This is a genomic window from [Clostridium] scindens, from assembly GCF_019597925.1.
Taxonomy (GTDB): domain Bacteria; phylum Bacillota; class Clostridia; order Lachnospirales; family Lachnospiraceae; genus Clostridium_AP.
Genome location: NZ_CP080442.1, coordinates 936,651 through 959,403, shown reverse-complemented (window position 1 = coordinate 959,403; position 22,753 = coordinate 936,651). Strand labels below are relative to the sequence as shown.

Annotated in this window: 21 protein-coding genes; 6 read left to right on the top strand and 15 right to left on the bottom strand. The window is 46.3% G+C overall.

What is annotated here, in order from left to right:
- Positions 1-420 precede the first annotated feature (420 nt).
- The 3 genes from K0036_RS04525 (at position 421) to K0036_RS04515 (ending at position 4,662) form a co-directional block, all read left to right on the top strand.
- Positions 421-1,875, top strand: a complete 1,455-nt coding sequence (locus K0036_RS04525; RefSeq protein ID WP_220430847.1) for a GntR family transcriptional regulator — start codon at positions 421-423, stop codon at positions 1,873-1,875.
- A 241-nt stretch (positions 1,876-2,116) separates the two neighbouring features.
- Complete coding sequence (locus tag K0036_RS04520) at positions 2,117-3,211, top strand: NAD(P)-dependent alcohol dehydrogenase (RefSeq protein WP_220430846.1); 1,095 nt, start codon at positions 2,117-2,119, stop codon at positions 3,209-3,211.
- 14 nt (positions 3,212-3,225) lie between these two features.
- Positions 3,226-4,662, top strand: coding sequence for an aldehyde dehydrogenase family protein (locus K0036_RS04515; RefSeq protein ID WP_220430845.1), 1,437 nt, complete (start codon positions 3,226-3,228; stop codon positions 4,660-4,662).
- A gap of 70 nt (positions 4,663-4,732) precedes the next feature.
- Here the strand turns inward: K0036_RS04515 and K0036_RS04510 are convergent, their stop codons facing one another.
- Genes K0036_RS04510 through K0036_RS04480 form a run of 7 tightly spaced genes read right to left on the bottom strand, consistent with a single transcriptional unit; the run spans position 4,733 to position 10,279 of the window.
- On the bottom strand, positions 4,733-5,905 hold the full coding sequence (locus tag K0036_RS04510; RefSeq protein WP_220430844.1) for an iron-containing alcohol dehydrogenase: 1,173 nt from the start codon (positions 5,903-5,905) through the stop codon (positions 4,733-4,735).
- A 31-nt stretch (positions 5,906-5,936) separates the two neighbouring features.
- Positions 5,937-6,476, bottom strand: a complete 540-nt coding sequence (locus K0036_RS04505; protein WP_220430843.1) for a flavodoxin family protein — start codon at positions 6,474-6,476, stop codon at positions 5,937-5,939.
- Positions 6,477-6,500: 24 nt separating this feature from the next.
- Positions 6,501-7,370 carry an aldo/keto reductase gene (locus K0036_RS04500; RefSeq protein ID WP_271262875.1) on the bottom strand — a complete coding sequence of 290 codons (870 nt, stop codon included), beginning with the start codon at positions 7,368-7,370 and terminating at the stop codon, positions 6,501-6,503.
- The gene (locus K0036_RS04495) at positions 7,360-8,562 is read right to left on the bottom strand and encodes an MFS transporter (RefSeq protein ID WP_220430842.1); all 1,203 of its coding nucleotides are present in this window, start codon (positions 8,560-8,562) and stop codon (positions 7,360-7,362) included. The genes K0036_RS04500 and K0036_RS04495 overlap by 11 nt, the downstream gene beginning before the upstream one ends.
- Before the next feature lie 15 nt (positions 8,563-8,577).
- Positions 8,578-9,093: a cyclophilin-like fold protein gene (locus tag K0036_RS04490; protein ID WP_227036054.1), complete on the bottom strand. Its 516-nt coding sequence runs from the start codon at positions 9,091-9,093 to the stop codon at positions 8,578-8,580.
- Positions 9,094-9,108: 15 nt separating this feature from the next.
- A complete protein-coding gene (locus K0036_RS04485; RefSeq protein ID WP_025644952.1) occupies positions 9,109-10,050 on the bottom strand; it encodes an alpha/beta hydrolase in 942 nt (313 codons plus the stop codon).
- Positions 10,031-10,279 (bottom strand): hypothetical protein, encoded by a 249-nt coding sequence (locus K0036_RS04480; protein ID WP_025644955.1) that lies wholly within the window; start codon positions 10,277-10,279, stop codon positions 10,031-10,033. Before K0036_RS04480 ends, K0036_RS04485 begins: the two co-directional genes overlap by 20 nt.
- Positions 10,280-10,420: 141 nt before the next feature.
- On the opposite strand from K0036_RS04480, the gene K0036_RS04475 reads away from it, so the two are divergent.
- A complete protein-coding gene (locus K0036_RS04475) occupies positions 10,421-11,320 on the top strand; it encodes a LysR family transcriptional regulator (protein ID WP_310593075.1) in 900 nt (299 codons plus the stop codon).
- 7 nt (positions 11,321-11,327) lie between these two features.
- Here the strand turns inward: K0036_RS04475 and K0036_RS04470 are convergent, their stop codons facing one another.
- The 3 genes from K0036_RS04470 to K0036_RS04460 are packed head-to-tail and all read right to left on the bottom strand — an operon-like array spanning position 11,328 to position 13,807.
- On the bottom strand, positions 11,328-12,461 hold the full coding sequence (locus K0036_RS04470) for an aldo/keto reductase (protein WP_220430841.1): 1,134 nt from the start codon (positions 12,459-12,461) through the stop codon (positions 11,328-11,330).
- A gap of 43 nt (positions 12,462-12,504) precedes the next feature.
- Positions 12,505-13,269: a carboxymuconolactone decarboxylase family protein gene (locus tag K0036_RS04465; RefSeq protein WP_220430840.1), complete on the bottom strand. Its 765-nt coding sequence runs from the start codon at positions 13,267-13,269 to the stop codon at positions 12,505-12,507.
- Positions 13,270-13,306: 37 nt separating this feature from the next.
- Positions 13,307-13,807 carry a flavodoxin gene (locus tag K0036_RS04460; protein WP_025644963.1) on the bottom strand — a complete coding sequence of 167 codons (501 nt, stop codon included), beginning with the start codon at positions 13,805-13,807 and terminating at the stop codon, positions 13,307-13,309.
- 113 nt (positions 13,808-13,920) lie between these two features.
- Between K0036_RS04460 and K0036_RS04455 the strand changes: the two genes are divergently transcribed.
- Both K0036_RS04455 and K0036_RS04450 read left to right on the top strand, forming a co-directional pair.
- On the top strand, positions 13,921-14,832 hold the full coding sequence (locus K0036_RS04455) for a LysR family transcriptional regulator (RefSeq protein WP_173693734.1): 912 nt from the start codon (positions 13,921-13,923) through the stop codon (positions 14,830-14,832).
- Between the two features lie 305 nt (positions 14,833-15,137).
- A complete protein-coding gene (locus tag K0036_RS04450; protein ID WP_220430839.1) occupies positions 15,138-16,682 on the top strand; it encodes an amidase family protein in 1,545 nt (514 codons plus the stop codon).
- Positions 16,683-16,745: 63 nt separating this feature from the next.
- On the opposite strand, the gene K0036_RS04445 is transcribed toward K0036_RS04450, so the two are convergent.
- The 5 genes from K0036_RS04445 to K0036_RS04425 all read right to left on the bottom strand — a co-directional run bounded on the left by K0036_RS04445 (position 16,746) and on the right by K0036_RS04425 (position 22,667).
- On the bottom strand, positions 16,746-19,235 hold the full coding sequence (locus K0036_RS04445) for an ABC transporter permease (protein ID WP_220430838.1): 2,490 nt from the start codon (positions 19,233-19,235) through the stop codon (positions 16,746-16,748).
- Positions 19,228-19,917, bottom strand: a complete 690-nt coding sequence (locus K0036_RS04440; protein ID WP_220430837.1) for an ABC transporter ATP-binding protein — start codon at positions 19,915-19,917, stop codon at positions 19,228-19,230. Before K0036_RS04440 ends, K0036_RS04445 begins: the two co-directional genes overlap by 8 nt.
- Positions 19,918-20,006: 89 nt before the next feature.
- Positions 20,007-20,963 (bottom strand): sensor histidine kinase, encoded by a 957-nt coding sequence (locus tag K0036_RS04435; RefSeq protein ID WP_220430836.1) that lies wholly within the window; start codon positions 20,961-20,963, stop codon positions 20,007-20,009.
- Positions 20,951-21,619, bottom strand: a complete 669-nt coding sequence (locus tag K0036_RS04430) for a response regulator transcription factor (protein WP_220430835.1) — start codon at positions 21,617-21,619, stop codon at positions 20,951-20,953. Before K0036_RS04430 ends, K0036_RS04435 begins: the two co-directional genes overlap by 13 nt.
- A 169-nt stretch (positions 21,620-21,788) precedes the next feature.
- Positions 21,789-22,667: a C39 family peptidase gene (locus K0036_RS04425; RefSeq protein ID WP_025644969.1), complete on the bottom strand. Its 879-nt coding sequence runs from the start codon at positions 22,665-22,667 to the stop codon at positions 21,789-21,791.
- Between the last annotated feature and the right edge of the window lie 86 nt (positions 22,668-22,753).

Below are 22,753 nucleotides of genomic sequence, written 5' to 3'. Positions count from 1 at the left end.
AATACTGACGGCGGAAAGCAAAAAAGCTACGATACATATAATGGCTGCTATTTTCGATATCTTATGTTTAGATTTTCTTTCTTCGTTCATCGCGTTGCCTCTGTACCTTCTTTCATTTTTAAATTTTTATCCGCTTCTGTCTGCAGGACATGCATGCCAAGCCTGCCATTAGAACGCATGTATGTGCATATTAGAACCAAAATTATGCTCATGTTAGTCACAATTTTATTTATATATTATAGCACACCCATCTATAAAATCAACAAAAAGATCCCAATCTCCCAATTATGAAATCTTCTTCTATTTTCCACGGACTATTTATGATAAACTAATGGCAAGTGTTAGAAAACAGATCGCTCAGACTGTTCCGGCGCAATGATGATTAAAACCATCACATAAAAGTTATGGGAGGCTGATGTATTGGAAAAGAATATCGGGCTTAATGAATTAATTTACGATTATTATGAGTCGCGAATATTATTCGGACATTATAAATACGGAGATCCCCTTCCATCAATTTCGCAGATTTGCGATATCTTCCAAGTTGGACGTAATACGGTTCGTGCTGCGTTTAGCCGTTTAAAAGAAAAAGGATATATCCTATCAGAAGAACGAAAAGCATCCATCGTTGTATATCAGGGAACTCTGGAAGATTTTGAGAAAAACCAGGCAAGTTATTTTGTGCCGCGGGAGGATGGAATCCGAGACTTTTCTTTTGCCGCTAAATTATTGTTTTTGCCTGTTTGGGAGAAAGAACTAAAAAATTCATCCAAATTGAATCAGATAATTCCCTATCGAAAGAAATACGAAAAATTTATGGATGAGGCACCCTCTATGGTCAAATTCTGTGTTGAAAACATTTTCCCAATGAATAATGGCCTGCTATCAAACCTTTACTGGGAGTGCCTGAGATACGTAAATTTTTTACACTCTGATTGGAAGGCCGAGGATCTTGCTCAAGCGTTAGGAACCCCTATGCCTAGCAGTTTGACGTTAAGCCAGATTCTTCAATTAGAGGAGAAATACTATTCCATCAAAAGACAGGAACTAATGGAATTTATTAATGTGACCCGCGAGAAGTATCATTTGGAGTCTATCCAGCCCATTCCTTTTAAATGGAATATTTACCGGCAGCGCCCCCAAGTCCGATATTCCCTGGCGGCAAAAATTATCGGCGAAATCTTCTGGGGCAGATATCCCATTGGCTCATTTCTGCCACCACTAACAGATATGGCGGAACAATATGGCGTGTCGCTGATTACCGTAAGACGTACGCTGTCAGTGCTTAACTCTTTAGGCGTGACTACTTCTTATCGGGGGAGCGGGACAAAAGTCTGCATGGAATCCAAACCAATTGACTTATCTACATCTGACATTCAGGAGGATTTAAGACTTCATCGGGAAAGTCTGCAATTCTTGGCTTTGACTATTCGAGGAGTTCTGCTCTTTACGCTGGAAGCAATGCCAAATGAACGATATCAGAAATTAGCGCAGGATCTGTCCGAGGTTCGTGAAAAAAAGCAAGGCTTTCTTTGCTTTGGCATAATCTTGGACTTTATCTGCGAAGAGTGCCCATCTGCAATGGTACGGGAATGCTATTCAAAATTAGAAGAATTTATTGTCTGGGGATGCATTATGGTATTGCCGCTGCTGAAATCAGAACGATTTACTACTATGCACGATAAAGGCATACAGCAAATGGAGATTCATCTAAGCAGCCATGATATTGAAGCATTTGCCAACGACTGCCAGGCGCTAATGGAAGCACATTTAAAAAACAGCAGCAGCAATATTGAAACCTTCGCAGATGACTGGGATGCGTTTATTCTTGCCGCCAAAGAACCCGAGGTGACAAAGAATGAATCCAGCACATAGACTTAGCGGGGAGTCCTGAACTATAAGGACTCTCCTTTTTTCTATCCTTCTATTGCGCTAATACCAAAAAACATTTCTTCATCTCTTTTTATGTACTCGCATATTAATGTCTGACAAAATATATCGTTTCCCAGTAAAAATAGTTAAAATATTAATAATATCGTTAAGATTCAAACTATTATTTAAACTTATTATATTTGGTGCTATGATAAAATTATATTATAGAAAGGAGACATAGCATATGAAGATAAAAGCAGCAGTTGTGCGGGAGAAGGGGAAGCCTTTCCAATTTGAAGAGTTAGACCTGCAGGATCCACGTGCAGGGGAGGTGATGGTAAAGATAGCGGCCAGCGGCGTTTGCCATACGGACGAAGTTGCACAGCAGCAGATGATCCCCGTACCTCTTCCGGCCGTATTAGGACATGAGGGATGCGGAATTGTTGAGAAGGTTGGCGAAGGAGTGACGGAATTCCAGAAGGGGGATCATGTGTTATTTTCTTTCGGATACTGTGGTCACTGTAATAGCTGCCTGGCAGGCAGGCCGTATGCATGTGAGAATTTTAATGCCATTAATTTCGGAGGCGTTATGAGTGACGGTACGAAGCGGCTTTCGAAAGATGGGCAGGAGATCTCTTCCTTCTTCGGGCAGTCTTCCTTCGCGACCTATTCCGTTGTTCACAAAAACAGCATTATTAAAGTAGATAAAGATCTGGATCTGGATATACTGGGGCCTCTGGGGTGCGGAATCCAGACAGGCGCAGGCGCTGTCTTAAACCGGCTGAAACCAACAGCAGGCTCAAGCCTGGTCGTATTCGGCTGTGGTACCGTGGGCATGAGCGCCATTATGGCAGCCCATCTGTGCCCCTGCAAAAATATTATTGCAGTAGGGGGGAATGAGAAGAGCCTTGCCCTGGCGAAAGAACTGGGAGCCACCCACACCATCAACCGGAAAAAGTGCGACTGTATCGTAAGTGAAATCAAGAAGATAACGGGAGGCGGTGCAGACTATGCGATCGACACAAGCGGCGTGCCTGATTTTGTAAAAAAAGCATTAGCCTGCGTGAAATTCCTGGGAACAGCCGTAGTGCTGGGAGTTACTGGAGAACTGACCATACAAGTCCAGGAAGAACTTATGGGAGAAGGAAAGTCTCTTATAGGCATCGTAGAGGGAGACTCTAACCCGAAATTATTTATTCCACAATTAATTTCATACTATAAAGAGGGAAAATTTCCTTTTGATCGATTGATCCGCGTATTTGAATTTGACGAAATCAATGAGGCTTTTGAGGCATCTCACAGCGGGAACGCAATCAAAGCCTTGTTAAAGATGAGATAAAGGAGGTGCCAGGGATGGAGTATCAACTATACATCAATGGAGAATGGAAGAATACCGTAACCGGATATATTTCTCAGGATAAGAATCCGGCGGATGATTCCATATTCGCCCAGGTTCATTTTGCAGGCAGGGAAGAGGTCGACGAGGCTATTGCCTCTGCTCAAAAGGCATGGAAGCCGTGGGCTGATACGGCGGCTGATGAAAAGGAACGGATTCTCCTTAAAGCGGCAGACTGGATGCAGGAGCACATAGATGAAGTGGCAGACGTGCTGATGGGAGAAAGCGGCTCCGCTTTTGGCAAAGCGTATTTTGAAGCAGGATTTGCAGTGGATATCCTTCGGGCAGCAGCGGGCGAATGCCGGCGGGTATTCGGCGAAGTACAGCAGCAGGCGCCAGGAGAGATCTCCATGATCCGCAGACTCCCTCTGGGGGTCGTCGCGGGCATCGCGCCATTTAATTTCCCATTGCTTCTGGCCCTTAAAAAGGTTGCCTTTGCCTTGGCGGCTGGCAACACTTTTGTACTTAAGCCCGCAAGTGCTACGCCGGTCTCCGGCGTCATGATCGCCAAGGCGCTGGACGCGGCAGGCCTTCCAAAAGGCGTGTTTAATCTGGTTCCTGGTTCTGGCGAGGCGGTTGGAAAAATGCTGGTTGAGGATGAAAGAATACGCATGGTTGCCTTTACCGGCTCTACTGCTGTTGGCAAAGGAATTGCGGCAAAGGCGTCACAGCGTCTTAAGAAATACACTCTGGAGATGGGCGGCAAAAATCCACTGATCCTTCTTAAAGATTTTGATGTGGAGCAGGCAGTTAAGATTGCAGGCTTTGGAGCATTTTTCCATCAGGGACAAATATGTATGTGTACTTCCAGGATGATTGTAGAAGAACCAGTATATGATCAGTTCTGTGAAAAATTCACCGCCTATGCAAAGACTATGAAGGTTGGAGACCCGCACCAGCAGGATACGATCATCGGGCCTCTTATCAAGCAGGAGCAATGCCAGATAATTGACAGCCAGATAAAGGACGCTGTCTCTAAAGGGGCGGTGCTGCTGACGGGCGGAACCCATGAAGGGAACTATTTTCAGCCTACCGTACTATCAAATGTAACACCGGATATGAGAATTTTTTATGAGGAAAGTTTTGGGCCGGTGACTTCTATCATTAAGGCTAAGGATGAAAGAGATGCTGTACGGCTTTGCAATGACAATGAGTATGGGCTTTCTTCCTCCCTGCTGACCAACGATTTGTCTAAAGCCATGGCCTTGTCGCTTGATATGGAGGCTGGCATGGTCCATATTAATAACGCGACCGTATCGGATAACTCTACCGTGGCTTTTGGAGGCGTCAAGAACAGCGGCGTGGGACGGGAAGGCGGCTCTTATTCTATTGATGAATTTACCGAATTAAAATGGAGCACGATCCAGTATACGCCAGCGCAGTTTCCATTCTGATAGTCCGCGTAAAAAATGCCGGGGATATGAAGTTACATTCATACCCCGGCATTTTTATTCCTTTGTACATTTACATACTCTCTTGAAAGATTTCCAGTATCTCATCCTTCTTCAGTACTTTATAGCCGCCTTCCATTATCAAGGTTGATGATACAAGGCCGTCCAGCATCTCTTCCGTCACGCCCAGTTCCCGGATGTTCATTGCTACGCCGATTTCCTTCATCCAGGCCTCCATAGCCGCCAGCCCTTCTTCTGCTATTTCTTCCTCGCTCTTGCCTTTGGGATCCACATTCCACACATTTTCCGCAAACCGTTTGAATTTCGCCAGTCCGTAAGGCATGATATGCCGGTAATAGGGAAGCGATACCGCTGAAAGCGTCATGCCGTGGGTGGCATCCGTATGGGCTCCCACTGCCTGGCCAAGCATATGCACCATCCAGTCCGTCTCTTTTCCCATTGCCACCAGCGTATTCAACGCCCAAGTCGCAGTCCACATAATGTTGCTTCTTGCCTCATAGTTTTCAGGATCGCAAACCGCGATTTTTGAACTATGAATCAGGGATCTCATTAATCCCTCCATAATATAGTCGGATGTATTGTCATCCTTCCCGGAAAAATACTGTTCTGTAATATGGTTCAGAATGTCATAGAAGCCTGCTGCCATCTGATACTTTGGCAAGGAATAGGTAAAGGTCGGATTTAATATTGCAAATTTGGGGAATACTCTGTCCCCAAAAACATGACCGATCTTCAACTTGCTTTTAGGGTTGGTGATAACCGCGCCGCCATTCATCTCCGACCCGGTTCCCACCATTGTCAGCACGCATCCTACGGGAATGATCTTCGTATCTGCATCTACATCTTCAAATTTCAAATAATATTTTTCCCACGGATCTTCCTTGCAATGGGCTGAAATAGACACTGCCTTGGCGTAATCGCAGCAGGAGCCGCCTCCTACTGCCAGAATCAGATCCACATTCGCCTCTTTTGCAAGTTTTGCTCCTTCGTATAGTTTCTCCACCGTAGGGTTCGGCATGACACCGCCATCCTCTACAATCACCTTGCCATTCGCCTTTAAGATATCCACAACCTTATCATAGATTCCATTTTTCTTGATAGAGCCGCCTCCGTATACAAGCTGCACAGTTTTTCCGTATCTGGGCAATTCCTCATTGAGATAATTCAAAGAATCCTCCCCAAAATAGAGTTTCGTTGGATTTGAAAACACAAAATTTCCTAACATATTTAATTCTCCTTTTCCTGATACACATCTTCTATATATTTCTTCCTAATTCAAACGCTTTTCTCAGCGACGCATGACCTTCTGCTTCTCCCGCCGCATCAACTCCTCCTGCAAATACAGTTCCAGAAAGGTGGGCTTTCTCAAAGCAGTCAATCCATCCTTGCAGACCATTTATTGCGCCGTCTGCGGCCGTTTCTTCGTTCTCTGCGGCTGCTGTCAGCAGATAAATATCCTGGAATGCGTACTTGGATGAAAACAGGGAATTGGCTCTGTCAAGCAATGTTTTCATCTGCCCACTCATTTCGTAGTAATAAATCGGCGTGGCAAATGCAATCACGTCTGCAGTACGCATTTTCTCCGCGATAGCAATCGCATCATCCTGGATGACACAGCACCCTGTTTTCTGGCACGTCAGACACCCTTTGCAGAATCCAACTCTTTTATCTCTCAGGCTGATTTTTTCTGCCTGATGTCCTGCTTCCTTCGCACCACGCATGAATTCATCTGCCAGCATTTCAGAATTGCTCCCTTTTCTTAAACTTGTAGAAATAATCAAAATGTTTTTACTCATGGCTCTTCCTCCGTACGACTCAATTTATAAACTGGTTAAAACTGGATTTATTAGGTAGTCATATACCCTTTTTACCTCGCTGATCTTTCTGGTATCCAGCATAGACGGGCAATCTTTGTCAAGTTCGCTGATTTTATCCAGATCCTCCGTGTCCAATTCAAAATCCCAGATATCCAGGTTCTCTGCCATACGCTCCTTATGAACAGATTTCGGAATGACGATCACGCCCTGCTGCACATTCCAGCGCAGAATCACCTGTGCCGGCGTCTTACTGTGCCTGGCTGCAATCTCCATCAAAACCGGCTCCGTAAACATCCCTTTTAATCCTTCCGCAAAAGGCGCCCATGCCTGGGGCTGCACTCCAAGTTCTTTCATGATCTGCAGATCTTCCGAGCGCTGGTAATGGGGATGGCGCTCTATCTGATTCACCTGGGGAATAACTTGCGCATTATAGCATAGGTCCAGCAAACGATCCGGCATAAAATTACAGACACCGATGGCTCTGATTCTTCCTGCCTTATATAATTCTTCCATGGCTCTCCAGGAACCGTAGTAATCGCCAAAGGGCATATGGATCAGATATAAATCCAGATAATCCAGTCCCAGCTTCTGAAGGGACTCCTCAAAAGCCTGCATGGTCTTGTCATATCCCATCTGCTGGATATAAGCCTTTGTTGTGATAAAAAGTTCCCCCCGTGGAACCTCAGATTTCTGGATTGCCCTTCCTACCGCTTCCTCGTTCTGGTAGGAACTCGCCGTATCAATCAGGCGATATCCCGTTTCAATGGCATCTAATACCGTCTGCTCACAGACATCAGGATCTGTCACCTGAAATACGCCAAAGCCCTCCATAGGCATTTCGATTCCATTGCTCAATTTCACATTACTTGCCAAAAATCATTTCTCCTTTCGTTTTGCTTCTTCCTTGATCTATTGCCTGTCTTTCCATCTTCATCTTTAATGCAATCGCCGCGAGCCCTATTACAATAAAAGTAAATGTTCCATACAGGGAATATCTTGTACCCATTGCCGTTATAAACAATCCACAGATAAATGTTCCAAAGGTGGTTCCCAGATTTGCTGAGGTAAGGTATAAGCCATTGGAAAACTCAGGCGCCTGGGGCCCGGCCTCTGTGATCAGATACTGATTTACATTGGAGTTGATTCCTGCCAATGCCCCAATCACAATACAAAAGACTGCCGTACCTATGGCCAGCCTGCCTGTCAGGAACAGCCCTGCATATGCCGCAAACAATGCAAACGGCAGAACAAATGTAGACTTTTTCGCATCAACCGTCAGAACCTTGCCTGCGATCATATTCCCCACAATATTTGCCAAACCATAGAACAACAAAAACAGGCTGATGGATTCCGCATTGATGTCGGTAATAGTTCCCATAAAATCGGATATATAGCTGTAAAAGCCAAAGATGGCGCCATTCAGGAAAATGACAATGATGATGGACAAAACCATAGATGGATTTTTTAATACGCCAATCTGCTTTCCATAGGAGATGATTTCTGTGGCCGGCATGGACGGAATAAAGAAGACCGTCAAGGCAAATACCACAATGTTAATCGCTGCAAAAAACAGCATTGCAACCGTAAAAGAAGTCCGGACGGCGATCAGGCTGGTAACCGGAACCCCCAGTACCATTCCCGCGGAAACTCCAATAAATACTTTCGCTACAGCCCTGGCCGATTCCTCCGGCTTTACCGCTTTTCCAGCCTCGGTCAGGGCCATGGATACATAGGCAGGATGGAAAGCCGCCGGGATCACCCTTGCGATGAGCAGTATGATAAAATTCGGAGCAAATGCCGATATGATATTGCTGATCATAAAAATGCCGCCCGCTACCAGCATTAATGCCTTTCGATTCATCTTGGAACAAAGCAGCGGCATCGTCGGTCCGGCAGCTGCCACCACCAGCGCAAAACCACTGACCAGCCACCCCGCGGTGGCAATGCTTACGTTATATTGTTCTGCGATCATGGGAAGAATTCCTACAATTCCCATTTCCGTATTCAGAATCCCGAAAACCCCAAGCGTTAAGATCAGGATCATCCTGCTGCTGTACTTGTTCATTTCCCATTAATCCTCCTATTCCTCATAAATTGAAATCGTAATGGAACCATTCAGTTTATCAATATCCTCTTTACCGGAAAGAATCGTTCCAAGTTCATACAGGTTGCCATTGGGGTCACAGGGAGCATAGAACATCACTACGTCTCCCCACGGTTCATAGTAGGACAGGGAACCGGCCTCGCCGCCGCTTAATGGGGCACCTGATGTATCTAGCTTTTGCGGAGGATAGAAAGTCATCTCATTATTACTGAAAGGCTCCACCTCCATGGTCAGCGGCAGTTGAGCATACAACTCTTTGGCTGCCTGGCTGTTATTCAGTTCATAAATCAGTTCATGATCCGCTGATTTTACAGATATATTCATAGTTTCGTTCTCCTCTCTGTCTACTGGTCCGCTCTCATTCTGTTCCGGCTGTGCCGTACTGCTTTCCTCGGAAGCATCAGAAGGGGTTTGGACGCTGCTTGAATTTCCGCATCCGGTCATGCCCAGCAGGAGGAATATAGCAGAGATGAAAATTACGATTCTTCTCATATTCCATCCTCTTGTTTATTTCAGGTTTTCCTTTAAAAATCCTTCAATCTTATCAAAGGGTATCCTATCTGTTCTGTCATACAGGTCAATATGTTCTGCATCCTCCACGACATAAAGTTCTTTGGGCTCTGCGGCTCTTTCATAGACCTGCTCGCTAAAGAAACGGGAAGCAGCCCTGTCGCCGATAATCAGAAGAATCGGGCGTGGGGAGATTTCATCTATATGGTCAAGGAGTGGGTAATTGATAAATGACAGATCGCTTGTTGTGGTAAAACCGGCTCTTGCATTTGGATGGTGTCCTCTTTTAACGCCATAGAAACGATAAAACTCATCTGAAACAAGATCAAGTCCTTCCGGCACCTTTTCCACAGGCTCCTCCGGATAAGATGGAATCCATTCAGGATAGCCATTTTCAGCATCCACCCAGCGCTGTTCACTGAGCCTCTCCTTGGTTTTTTGCAGACTTTCCTTATCGGCTCCCAGACGGGAGGCTGCACTTATGTCATACATGCTTGCCGTAACCACCGCTTTAATTCTTGTATCGACCTGGGCTGCTGACAAGGAAAAGCCACCGCTGCCGCAGATTCCAATGGCTGCAATTTTTTCCCTGTCAACATAGGGCAGAAGCCCTAAATAGTCCACACCTGCACTGACATTCTCACTGAACAAGTCTGGAGAGGAAACATGGCGGGGTTCCCCCGCAGATTCTCCCATATAGCAGGGATCAAAAGTCAGCACAATAAATCCTCTTTGTGCCAGTTCGTTTGCATAGACGCAAGGCCCCTGTTCCTTGACGCCGCCATATGGCGCCCCTACTATGACTGCCATATGTTTCTGTTTCTGATCCATAGCCTTTGCCGTATATAGATCGCCCGCCAAGGCTATACCGTATCGGTTGTAGTAACGGACATGCTCTCTTTTTACATTTTCATTTAATCTACAGATATAGTTGCTCATGGTTCTCCTCCTTCTTTTGTTCCACAGAACGAATCATAAAATCTATCGTGTCAACTTTTTTCTGTGCGGCATGAAGATCATCCATCAATTTTCTGCGCTGCTGCTTCAAAAGACCCAGCATATCGGATATCTGGCTTGCCTCTTCATAATACATATACCTTGCCGCTGCTTTTTCCTGAAATCCACAGTCCTTGAGACTGCTTTTCAAATATTCATTTTCGGATTTCAAACCGGAACCCTCCTTTCAAGTTCAACCTAATTGTATATTTGGCAACAGATAATTACAAACAGTTATTAATAATAATTTATCATCGTTGACAGGAATGATAAAAAGTATATAATGGTAACAAGGGAATCTACAGGAAGAAATTTGAAAACGGAAGGATACAATGCGATGATTGAGACGAGACTTTTACGATATTTTCTTGCCATAGCAAGAGAACAGAATATAACCAAAGCGGCAGAAACACTATTTGTAACGCAATCCACTTTGTCAAAGCAGATGATGGACTTAGAAAAGCAGCTTGGCAAGCAGCTCTTTATCAGAGGAAAACGAAAAATCACTCTAACCGAGGAGGGGACCTTCCTGCGCAACCGCGCGCAGGAGATTCTGGAACTGCTCGACAATACCGAGTCTGCCCTTCATACAGATGCGGAAGTCTTGAGCGGAGACATTTCCATCGGCTGCGGGGAAACGATCGTTATGGATTGGATTACCGGATTCCTTACAGAATTTCATGAACGATACCCCGATGTCCGGTTTCACACGCACAGCGGTGATGCTGATACGGTATTAGAACGGCTGGATAAGGGGCTTGTAGATATGGGACTCCTGCTGGGGCCGTTACGGCAGGAAAAATATGATTACCTAAATATTCATCAGCAGGATACGTTTGGTCTATTGATTCCGAAAGATTGCGAACTGGCCAAACAGAATTCCGTAAATATCGGCCAGTTGAAATCCTTGCCCCTGATTCTGTCAGAGCAGACATTTTCCGGTCATCAGGAATTAGAATGGTTCGGATTAGATTACTCTTCCCTGAATGTTATCGCAACCTATAATCTGATTTACAATGCTACATTCATGGTGGAGCATGGCATCGGCTATGCACTCTGCCTTGACCGACTAGTCAATACGGAAGGGCGGAACCTGGCCTTCCGCCCTATAACCCCTGAACTATCTGTAGATTTATACATTGTAACGAAAAAATACCAGACTTTTTCGCCTGCGGTAAAAGCCTTTCTAGATCTGATCAGGAAGAATTGCTGACCTTCAATCACATGCCTATCATGGAAGAGAAATCTCTCATCATATCAGAGATTTTGATCTGCTGTGGACATACCTGCTCGCAGCTGTGGCAGCCCACACAGTTTGCCGGGCGTTCTTTCTCCGGCATGCTGCCCACTGCCATCGGCGCCAGAAATCCGCCGCCTGTAATCTTATGCTCGTTATAAAGAGCAATCAATTCAGGAATCGGCAGTTTTTGCGGACAATGGCTGGTACAGTAATGGCAGGATGTACAGGGCAGCCCGCCTTTTCTTGTCTCTTCATCCGCCAGTTCCGTCAGACGGTCAAATTCTTCCTTGGAAAGCGGCTTATCCTCCTGCCAGATGGCAATATTCTCTTTCAGCTGTTCCATATCAGACATTCCGGACAATACCATGGTAACGCCGGGGATTGTCTGCAGGAATCGAAACGCCCATGCGGGAACCGTTTCTTCCGGGCGCATTGTGCTTAGTTCCTTCGTCATATGCTCATCTGCCTTTGCCAGTTTTCCGCCTCGCAGAGGCTCCATCACCCATATTGGCACGCCGGATTTTTGAAGAAGTTCCGCCTTCTCCTTTGCCTTCTGAAAATGCCAGTCCATATAGTTAAGCTGAAGCTGCCCAAATTCCATCTGCTCCCCATAAGCATCCAGGAATCGCCTGATGACTTCTATACTGCCATGGGCAGAGAAGCCAAGGTGCCTGATTCTGCCATTCTTCTTCTGTTCCATCAAGTATTCGAAAATACCGAACTTGGGGTTCAGATAATCGTCGATATTCCCTTCATATACATTGTGAAACAGGTAGAAATCAAAGTATGGAGTCATGCACTTTTTTAACTGTTCTTCGAAGATTTCCTTTACTTTTGGCATATTGGAATTATCATAGCCGGGAAATTTGCTGGCCAGATAGTAGCTTTCCCTTGGATAAGCGCTAAGACACTGCCCTGCTGCAAGTTCAGAATTGCCGTTATGATAGCCCCATGCAGTATCAAAGTAATTAATTCCATTCTGGTAGGCATAATCGATGATTTCAGCAGTACGGGCCATATCGATGCTGGCATCATCTCCTTCAATGACCGGCAGGCGCATCATGCCAAGACCAAGCCCTGATAGTTTTTTCTCTCTAAACTCTCTATAAATCATTGGATTTCCTCCTCCTCTTTTAATCTGTATTCATTATAACAGATTACCGCAGTTTTCCATATTCCTCATCCGATACCGCTTCACACCATTCATTACTTGTATTATCTCCCGGCACTTCCACCGCCAGATGTGAAAACCAGCTGTCTGGCGCTGCGCCATGCCAGTGCTTTACGCCCACCAGAATATTGACTACATCTCCTGGATGAAGTTCCCGTGCCTCTTTTCCTTCTTCCTGGTAATATCCTCGTCCTGCCACGCAGACCAAGATCTGTCCGCCGCCTTTGTCCCCATGGTGGATATGCCAGTTATTCCGACAGCCCGGCTCAAAGGTGACGTTAAAGATCCCCGCCTGATCTGTCGAGACTGGCGCCAGATAACTCTGTCCAACAAAATACTGTGCAAAACCATCATTGGGCTGACCGATCGGGAAAACCATGGAATCTTCATGGGCCTTTCTTGCATGATCAGCCTCATCGCCGTCACGTTCTTCCGTCCACACCTCTTTTGCCATATAAAGTGCTGCCCATGCTTTCGGCCATCCTGCATAGAATGCCGCATGTGTCAGAATCTCTGCAATTTCTGCTTTTGTGATTCCATTCTTTTTCGCTGTAGTCAAATGATACTTGAATGAGGAATCCACTAATCCTTGTGCCATCAATGCCACAACCGTCACCAAAGAACGGTCGCGAAGGGATAATTTATCCTCCCTGCTCCATACTTCTCCAAATAGCACATCATCATTTAATTGCGCGAATTTTGGGGCGAATTCCCCAAGCGCATTTCTCCCTGCCGTCTGTTTTACTGCCATTTTCTTACACCCTCCTTGCTCTCCGCTATTGCCTGCATCAAATCCATCCTTCAATCTCTTTACGCGCGAGACTCGCCTTTGCACCCTGGATAGCCAGGCCAGGCTTTATATCCGCTCCCCTGCAAAGTCGCCGGATATCCACTTCGCTTCGTCCCATGCCGCTGCCCTCATGGGTGCAGAAAGGACGGATCGTCTTCCCACTCCAGTCAAAATGTTCCAAAAAGGTAAATACCGCCATAGGCATTGTCCCCCAATAATTTGGAAATCCCAAGTAAACAGTGTCATAGCCATCCAGATTCTCCGGATAAGATCTCAGTTCCGGCCTGGCATTCCGTCTCTGATCTGCCTGCGCCTCGGCGATACATTCATTATAATTCCTGGAATATTCCTGAATCGGCTCCAGTTTAAACAGGTCTGCCCCCGTCAACTGTTGGATAATGCATGCCGCTACCTCTGTATTGCCTACATCCAGGTTTCGAATCGCTCCGCTGACATAATTTTCATAATTTCTTGAAAAATAAACGATTAAATCCGCCATTTTCATTCCTCCTCTCCGTTATCTATCTTCATTATAAAACCATTTCTCTTGACACGGAATCTCCGGTTCGTTATATTAGTATTAACATATAGTTCATACAAGGAGGCCTGACAATGTTTAATCCTTTGCTAAGCGCCTTTGTCTGCGCCGCTGACTGCGGAAGTTTTACAAAAGCGGCTGAGGCTCTGTTTCTATCACCCACCGCTGTGATGAAGCAGATCAACACACTAGAAAAGCACCTGAATTTAAAACTTCTGGTGAGGACTTCCCATGGAATCCGCCTGACACCGGCAGGCGAAGTAATTTATAAGGATGCGCGTTTTCTATTTGACTATTCCAGGCGTTCTATTGAAAATGCCAGGCAGGCAATGGCTGTTGACGACAATACGTTTTGTGTCGGGACTTCCATGCTCAATCCTGCCAAGCCGTTCATGGATCTATGGTATCTGGCCAGCCGGAGTTTTTCCAACTATAAACTGCATCTTGTTCCCTTTGAAGATAATCATGAAGACATTCTCTCTGAAATCTCGCGGCTTGGGGAAAAGTTTGACTTTCTGGTAGGCGTATGTGACTCCAAAATGTGGCTGGACAAATGCAATATGCTTCCTTTGGGGCACTATAAAAAAATGTGCGCCGTATCAAGAGAGCACCCTCTGGCTAAAAAAGAGCGCCTGGAAATATCTGATTTGTATGGGGAGATACTAATGATGGTGGCAGAAGGAGATTCTTCCGCAAACGATCGCATCCGAGCGGATTTGAAGCGGGACCATCCCGCAATCCAGATTGAAGACACGCCGCATTTCTATGATATCTCCGTCTTTAACCGCTGTGCGGAAACAGGAAATGTGCTGCTTACCCTGGAATGCTGGAAGGATATCCATCCGGGGCTGGTTACCATCCCGGTAGACTGGGAATACAGCGTCCCTTATGGGCTGCTGTATTCCCTTACGCCGCCGGATGATGTAAAACGTTTTGTATTAGAAATCAAAAGCATTCTAAAAAGCAGAAGCCCCTCTTTCGAATAATATGGCGTGTATTCCCTATGAAACGCACGCCTATTAGGCTGTTAAAAACTGAAAGCCTTTTTCAAAATCCAGGCTCAATCCGGCATAAACTATGCCATAATCTGCTTATCTTATAAAAAGGAAGAGGCGAAGCAGGTGTTGGGACTGCTCTTGCCATGAAACAATTCTGTTAAAATCAAATATACAGAGCCTGTCGTATAATTCCATACAAAAGCGCAAACTCTACGATACAGCGGATTTTTCTTTTTTATTAAGATTGCATTTCAGATATACAAAATTATTACAATCAATTGGAGGAAAACGAAATGACCAAAAAAAAGAAGATTATTATTGGAGCCCTTATCCTCTTGTTGTGTATAGCAGCCGGTGGCTTCCTCTATTATAAAATGGCTGCCCCGCCGGGGGAAGAATGGCTGGCTTATCATAATGAAGAACTGATATCGAATATTGACAGCCAGCTTTCCGGTCTGGATATTGAGAGTATTGTCCAGAAAAAGGAAAAACTTGTAATTGAAAAAGAGATTGCGGATATCCAGAATGCAATAAAAAATGGCAGCCTCACCTATGAGGAACTGACGGCAATCTGTCTCTACAGGATCAAGACTCTGGATCAAAATGAACATGGTCTTAATTCCGTCCTGACGATTAATCCCAACGCGATGGAAGAAGCCCGCCAAAAGGACGCTGAGCGCAAAAGCCGGACAGAAAACCCTTCTGATATATTCGGAATTCCCGTTCTGTTAAAAGATAACATCAATACTGCCGGTATCCCTACCAGCGCCGGCGCTGCTGCGCTGGCAGATTTTATCCCTGCCAAGGATGCTGATCTTGCGGCCAATTTAAAAAACTGCGGCGCGATTATTTTAGGAAAGAATAATCTCTCTGAACTTGCCGGATACATGTCCAGTATAGCTCCCGCCGGATACAGTAACGTGAAAGGGCAAACCATCAGCCCGTTCGGGCCTTTAAAAATCTCAGCATCTGGCTCCAGCAGCGGAAGCGCTGTTTCCGTAACTGCCAATCTGACCCCGGCCTCCATAGGCACAGAGACAGACGGTTCTATCACTGCCCCCGCATCCGCGGGTTCTGTAGTGGGCTTTAAGCCAACCCGTTCCACCGTCTCCGCTACAGGCATCCTACCCCTCATACGGCTGATTGATACCCCTGGCCCGATCGCAAAGAGTGTCCAGGATGCAGCCGTTGTATACAATGCCATGTCTGGCCAGTCTCTCAATCCGGAATGGGATAAAGATTATCTGCAGGGTAAAACGATTGGATTAGCCAGTTATGAATATAATGACAAAACGCAGGTAAGCATCCTGAAAGAGATGCTCCAGAATGCAGGGGCAAAAGTCATTGATATAACACTCAGCCAGGAAGAGGTCATTATCTTCGGCAATATCCACTTGACCTTCAAAAATGATTATAAAGATTTTGCCAGCGCCTATGGCTTGCCCGTCAAGACCCTGGATGACTTAATAGCCTTTAACAATAATGAAAAAGACACAAATGCTAAATACGGTCAGGACTATCTCGAAGAAGCCGCGGAGACTGAAACCGCAGATTATGATGAAATCAGCAAAAGTATAGAAAAGGCCGCATCTGTTCTAGATACAGCCTTTACTAAGCATAATCTGGACGGCATTGCCTTTTTGAACAGCACCGCCTCCACCTTGCCTGCAGCAGCAGGCTTCCCGGAACTTACGATTCCTCTTGGGAAGGATAAGAGCGGGGTACCACAGGGAGCTACCTTAACCCTTCCTGCTGGCGAAGATGAAAGCCTGTTAAAAATGGGCTACAGTTTACAGGAGCATACAAATGGCCGAACGAATCCTCTTACGACGCCCTAAGCCCCCTATGGGCTGTAGTTTTCCCATTTTTCAGAGACATTCCATATAATACAGGCAGCCATTTTATATGTCTCTTACTCTTTCGACAATGGTTCTTCTTCCAGCCAGCATATGGTAGGAAGCCAAAGGCACTGTTACGCATACGGCAAATATGAACAGAATCATAGCCATTACCGGAAGGACCGGCACTGCGAATGGAACGCCGATATAATTCATGGACTGGTAGACCATATAAGTGACTGCCATGCCCGCCGTCGCCGTCAGAAGCAGCGACGCTGCCGCAAAGAGGATGCCTTCTCTTACCAGCATCCTCTTAACCTGCCGGTCCGTCATTCCTACACTCTCCATAATCGCAAATTCTATCTGGCGGCTCTGTATATTCCCTGATACGGTGTTAATATAATTCATAATGCCGATCAGCTCAAGAACCACTATGATGCCAATGCCTACGCCCAGCATATTTCCCTGAGCCTCTTTTACTTCTTTCATAGCCTCCAGTTTGGAATCATAGGAAAAATCTTTGGAGTAAGGACTGGACTTCATCATTTCTTTCATCTCATTTTCCACCGTCTCATCGTATTCTTCCTGATAGTCAATCCCCACCCTGAACACATAGGGATGTTCCACCGTCTCCTTCATATAAGCGTCGCTCACGATAATATTCGGCGTTATGCCGATCATTCCAGCGTAGTAACGCTCCTGAGTCATGCCTGCGATCTTCAGTTCCTGGGGCGTATCCCTCTGGCTATACCTGGAAAAAACAATACTCTTTCCTTTCAGCATCTCCTTGTCAATATCCAGATCATCCTGATACAGGATACAAGATTTCCCTGCCATAAATTCTTCCTTATCTACCGGGTCATCCAGCATGCCATTCAAATAGTCGAACTCTGTCTCATCGATCGCCGTCATATAAGAGTAAAACTTCTCCGGATGCTGCTGATACTCTTCCTTAATCTCCTCGTAATCCTGCTCCATCCAGTATTCATACATTTTCTCCATATATACTTCTGAGAATTCCGGTTCCCAGGGAACCACGATCCTTTCCGTCATCTGCGGATGGACGTCCTTAACGGATGGGTTGCTCTGGATTTCGGATAGGAATTCATTGTCCAAAAGACCCTTCCATTCCCCCTGGTCTTCTTTTCTCACCGTATCGTCCAATATGGTCAGATCATTATCCATAAAGCTGGACACCATAGTACGCGGCCCCTGACTCGCAATCAAAGCAATCAGGCACAGGAACACGGACAGGCTGGCTGCAAGGGACAGTATGACGATGGTCGACTTTTTCTTGTCTTTCTGAAACTGCTCTCTTGCCATACGCCATATTAGATTGCCTTTCCCAGTCTTATGCGATTCCTTGCTTGTCTTATTTGGGCGGTAGTTCAGCGCTTCCACAGGAGAGACTGACGTGGCTATCTTCGCTGGCTTCCTGCCCCCCAGCCATATGGTCAGGCTGATGAGGATCAGGCATAGAAGGAATATGGCAGGGTGGAATGCCACGGCAATATCTTCCTCATGGATGCCAAGGGTCTTTACCACCCAAGGTATCACCAGGAATGACGCGGCGCTTCCCAGCAGGATACCCAGGGTCATTCCCACTGCCCCTATATACAGCATCCGCTTTTTCATCAGCGCGTATACCTGGCGTCCTGTCATCCCTACCGTCTGAAGCAGGCCATAGTATCTGGTATTTCCGGAAACAGACAGGTAAAGAATATTATAAATCAGAAGGTAGGCGCTGATGCACGTTATCAGGATCAGGTCTGCCATGCCTGCCATAATCTTCACGGAACTTGCCGAATCTGACATATAGATCAGGCGCTGCTTCTCACCCAGTTCCAGGCTTTTCTCCAGCACATCCTGCGTCTTTTGCGGAATGATGGAAGATGCATACTTCAGGTAAAGGAAGCCCCTTCCATAGTCTGTGAGTTGAAAGCCAGACTGGTCAAAAAAGGATCGTGACACATTGAATACCTTTTTAGTGCCGAATCCGCCCCACATGCCGGTTATGGTAAATTCTTTCGTATGCTCCCCCGTCCCGTCTCCATAGGTTATGGTAAAGGAGTCTCCTACATCCAGGCCCTCCAGCCCGCAATCTTCCAATGCCTCCTTCGTTGCCATGACTTCATTGTCTTTCTTGGGATATGTGCCTTTTACCCATTCACGCGCCGGTTCCTGTAACTTATCCCACATCACTTCATCCGCCCATACGAATACCGTATGCAGCGTATCATCCTGATCAGTCTTTACTCCCCATCCGGCAATCGCTTCTTGTCCTACCAGGGCTATATCCGGATTCTCCTCGCATACGCTCTTTTGCTTCTCGGTAAATCCCCCATAAATATAGGCATCCATATCTCCGCCATTCATACGGACATCCTGGATACGCTGCATCTTAAAGTATGTGCTCCCTACCGTTAGAATGGTGAACAGCAGGAAGGTGGACAGCAGGATCGCGAATATCATAATCAGATTCTTCCGCCTGCCGCTTACAAGATTGCGCTTCGCCATCCGGCTGATGATCCGTGTATTATTATTCTTAATCATCCGCGCCACTTCCCTTCACGATCCGCCCGTCCTCAATGCGGACAATCCGGTCTGCCAGCTGGGCGATATCCTGATCGTGGGTAATCAGTATGATAGTCTGCCGGTACTGCTTTGCCACCACCCGGAGAAGGCCAAGAACGTCATGGCTGGTGGCCGTATCCAGATTCCCGGTAGGCTCATCCGCCAGAACGATCGCTGGCTTGCTGGCCAACGCCCTTGCTATGGCAACTCTCTGCTGCTGCCCTCCAGAGAGGGTGCAAGGAAGTGCCTCTCTTTTCTCCATAAGTTTCAGCAGATTCAGAATGTTATTGATAAACTCTTCATTAATATGCCCTCCGTCCAGTTCTATGGGCAGTACGATATTCTCATATACGTTCAAATCCTGCACCAGATTGTAACTCTGGAACACGAATCCCACCTTTCTTCTTCGGAATACCGCCAGCTGCTCCTTATTCATCTTGGACAGTTTCCTTCCATCTACGTATACTTCGCCATCCGTAGGGTTATCCAACCCGCCGACCATATGAAGAAGCGTGCTTTTTCCGCTGCCGGACTTTCCTACTATGGCTACAAACTCTCCTTCTCTTACCTTAAAGTCCACGCCGTCCAGAGCCTTCACCGTATTGTTCCCCAACTTGTAATATTTTCTCAATGCCTGTGTCTGTACAATCCATGATTCCATCTGCTGATTCTCCTTTCTTTGATACTTCAAGCATATCTGGCAAATATCACAAACTGCTCACAATCCAGGATTTTCACAATACTGTGATTCTATTCGTATGACTCCTTGCTGTTATTGGGGAGGAAAATGCGAAAGCAGGACCCCTTCCCCGGCTCTGACTGCACATCAATATATCCATCCTGCATGGTAATGATCTTCCTGGCCAGATACAGGCCTACCCCGATTCCCTCCTGGTCATGTATTTCCGGCTCTCTGTAGAATCGCCTGAATATCTCCGCCTGCCGGTCCATGGCAATCCCTTTGCCAGAATCCTTGAAAGAGATCTTCGTAAAAAACTCTTGGACAGTTACGCCGATCTGAATATTTCTACTCTTAGGCGGGCAGTCTTCCTTCGTATACTTCACCGCATTATCCAGAATATTGAAGATCGCCTCTTCCGTCCATTTGCTGTCATGGCATAGCATCAGATTCTCCGGGCATTCCACATAGATGCCAATCTTCTTTTTCTCGGCCTTCGGGACAATGGCTGCCACAGCGCGTCCCAAAGTTTCATGGATGCTGCAGGGCTTCTTATGGATCTCGATGATTCCCGTCTCCAGCCGGGACATCTTCACCATGCTTTTTAGCAGGAAATCCAGTTTTTCCGTCTGCCCTTCTATTTTTTCCAGGTATTCCCTTTGTTTCTCAGTATTTTCTTCCTCGTTATCCAATAGTTCCAGATAGATCTTTATATTGGCTATCGGCGTCTTGGTCTGGTGGGAAATATCGGAGATCAGCTCCTCGATCTGCTTTTTCCCTGCCACGCTTTCTTCCTCCCGCCTGCTCCAGATATTCTCAATCCTCCGCAGCCTCTCATAGACCTTATCCCACAGGGAGTCCTCGCAATTCCCCGGATTCTTAATCTCCTCGCCGGAAGCCATTGCGTCCAGACACTCTTCCAGCCTGTCCGTAAATGTATAGATCTCTTGCTTCATCTTCTCCATCCGCTTCCACATCCATATGAGCGCCAGCGTCAGGCATATGATAATCACCGCTAATCCAGCCATTGATAACCCATCCCATAAATATTTGATATATATCTGTGTTCTTCGTCTTCAATCTTGCCCCTGAGCCGATTGACGTTCACGGCCAGGGCATGCTTATCCACAAACTGGGCGCCCATATCCCACAATGCTTCCAGCAGTACCGAATAGGTCATCAGCTGGCCTGCATGGTCGATGAACAGCCGCAGCATCCTGAATTCCGTAGGAGTAATGCTGCATATCCTATCGCCCGCGCTCACCTGCGCCTTGTCAAAGTCAATCCGCAGGAATCCATCATCATATGACTTCCTTGGATGATTTTCCAGCCTTCTCAGGATCACATCGATCTTCTTTCGCAGGACATGTATGGAAAAAGGCTTTGTAATATAATCATCCGCTCCCAGCTCGTACCCTTTCAGAACATCCTCCTCCAAGTCTCTTGCCGTAAGAAACATTACAGGAGTCTCCGATTTCCCTCTCAGAAAACGGCAGAATTCGAATCCTTCCCCATCCGGCAGATTCACATCAAGGAGCACAAGATCCGCCCCTTCCTTTGTATAGAGTTCTTGTGCTTCTTGGATAGAATAGGCAGGAATTGCCAGGTAGCCGCCCTGCCCGAGGGCATAAGATATTCCCTGATTAAGTTCCCTGTCATCCTCGACGATCAGTATTTTCCGCATAATACACCTCTGCTGCTTATTATTGACTCTATTATATCCATATTGACGCTGGACTTCAATTCAACAATTGTCACAGTGTCGTGATATTTACCGGAAATATATTCCGACAGATCAATACAGGCAAAATCATTTTCAGGCAAAGAAAAGGAAGGCAGTATCTGCCTTCCATCTATTGCTTCAAAGAGTATACCCACATCGCTTTGATCTGGTCCGCGATGTCTTTAAACACCCAGGTTGCCTCGCTGTTTTTCTGGCTGAAGGGATCATTTACCTTGACAACGCCATTCTCATATCCGGTCAATACGATAAAATGTCCATTCTGGGTAAAATCTCCAGGTCCTACGCTGCAGATAATCGGATGTCCTGCCGCCAGTTCTGCGCCTACCTGTTCTTCCGTAAGAACGCCCTCATAGGAGGACAGGTTCCAGTTGCTCCCTGCCTCTCGCATAAACGCCCAATACGTGTTATTATCCTCGTCTACATAATGATTCTCTGTTCCATATGCCGCTACTTTTGCCGGGGTTATGGACGGATCCTTATTAAGCCCTGCCGCTACCATAGCCATGCAGGTTGGCCCGCATCCGCTCACCGCCACGATACTGGTGCCGTAGGAAGCATAGCCCCAGCGCTCGTCCCATTGCAGCAATTGCGGGATCTGTCCCTCCACGTAACTCTCCCCGATATTATCGGCCGCCGGAACATCCTTCTTCGCCTCATAGTCCTCCACGAAATCCACGGTCTCTTTATTTTTTCCCAGCAGTCCGACTACGCTGTCGGGATAGCCTTTTTGCTTCGCTGTAAGTTCCACCCTCTTGAGTTTCTGCTTTGGCGTCTCTACCTTTACCTTGGCTTTCTCCTTCTTCCCCTTCGCAGATTTCTGCTGACCTGTCGTGACAGCTGCTTTTGCCTCTGCCTTGTGCCTTGCCTCCTGTATATGGCAGCTGACTGCCGCGCAGACGACCGCCACAATTAAAACCAGCACGATCAGCAGCTGGCGGCGAACCTGCTGCCTCCTTCTGGACTGTCTTGTCCTCTTCCTTTGTGCCATCTATGTGCTCATCCTCTCATGTTCAAACTAGATTATCTATCATAAATATACAATTATTCATCTCATGGTATAGTAGTTATTATACA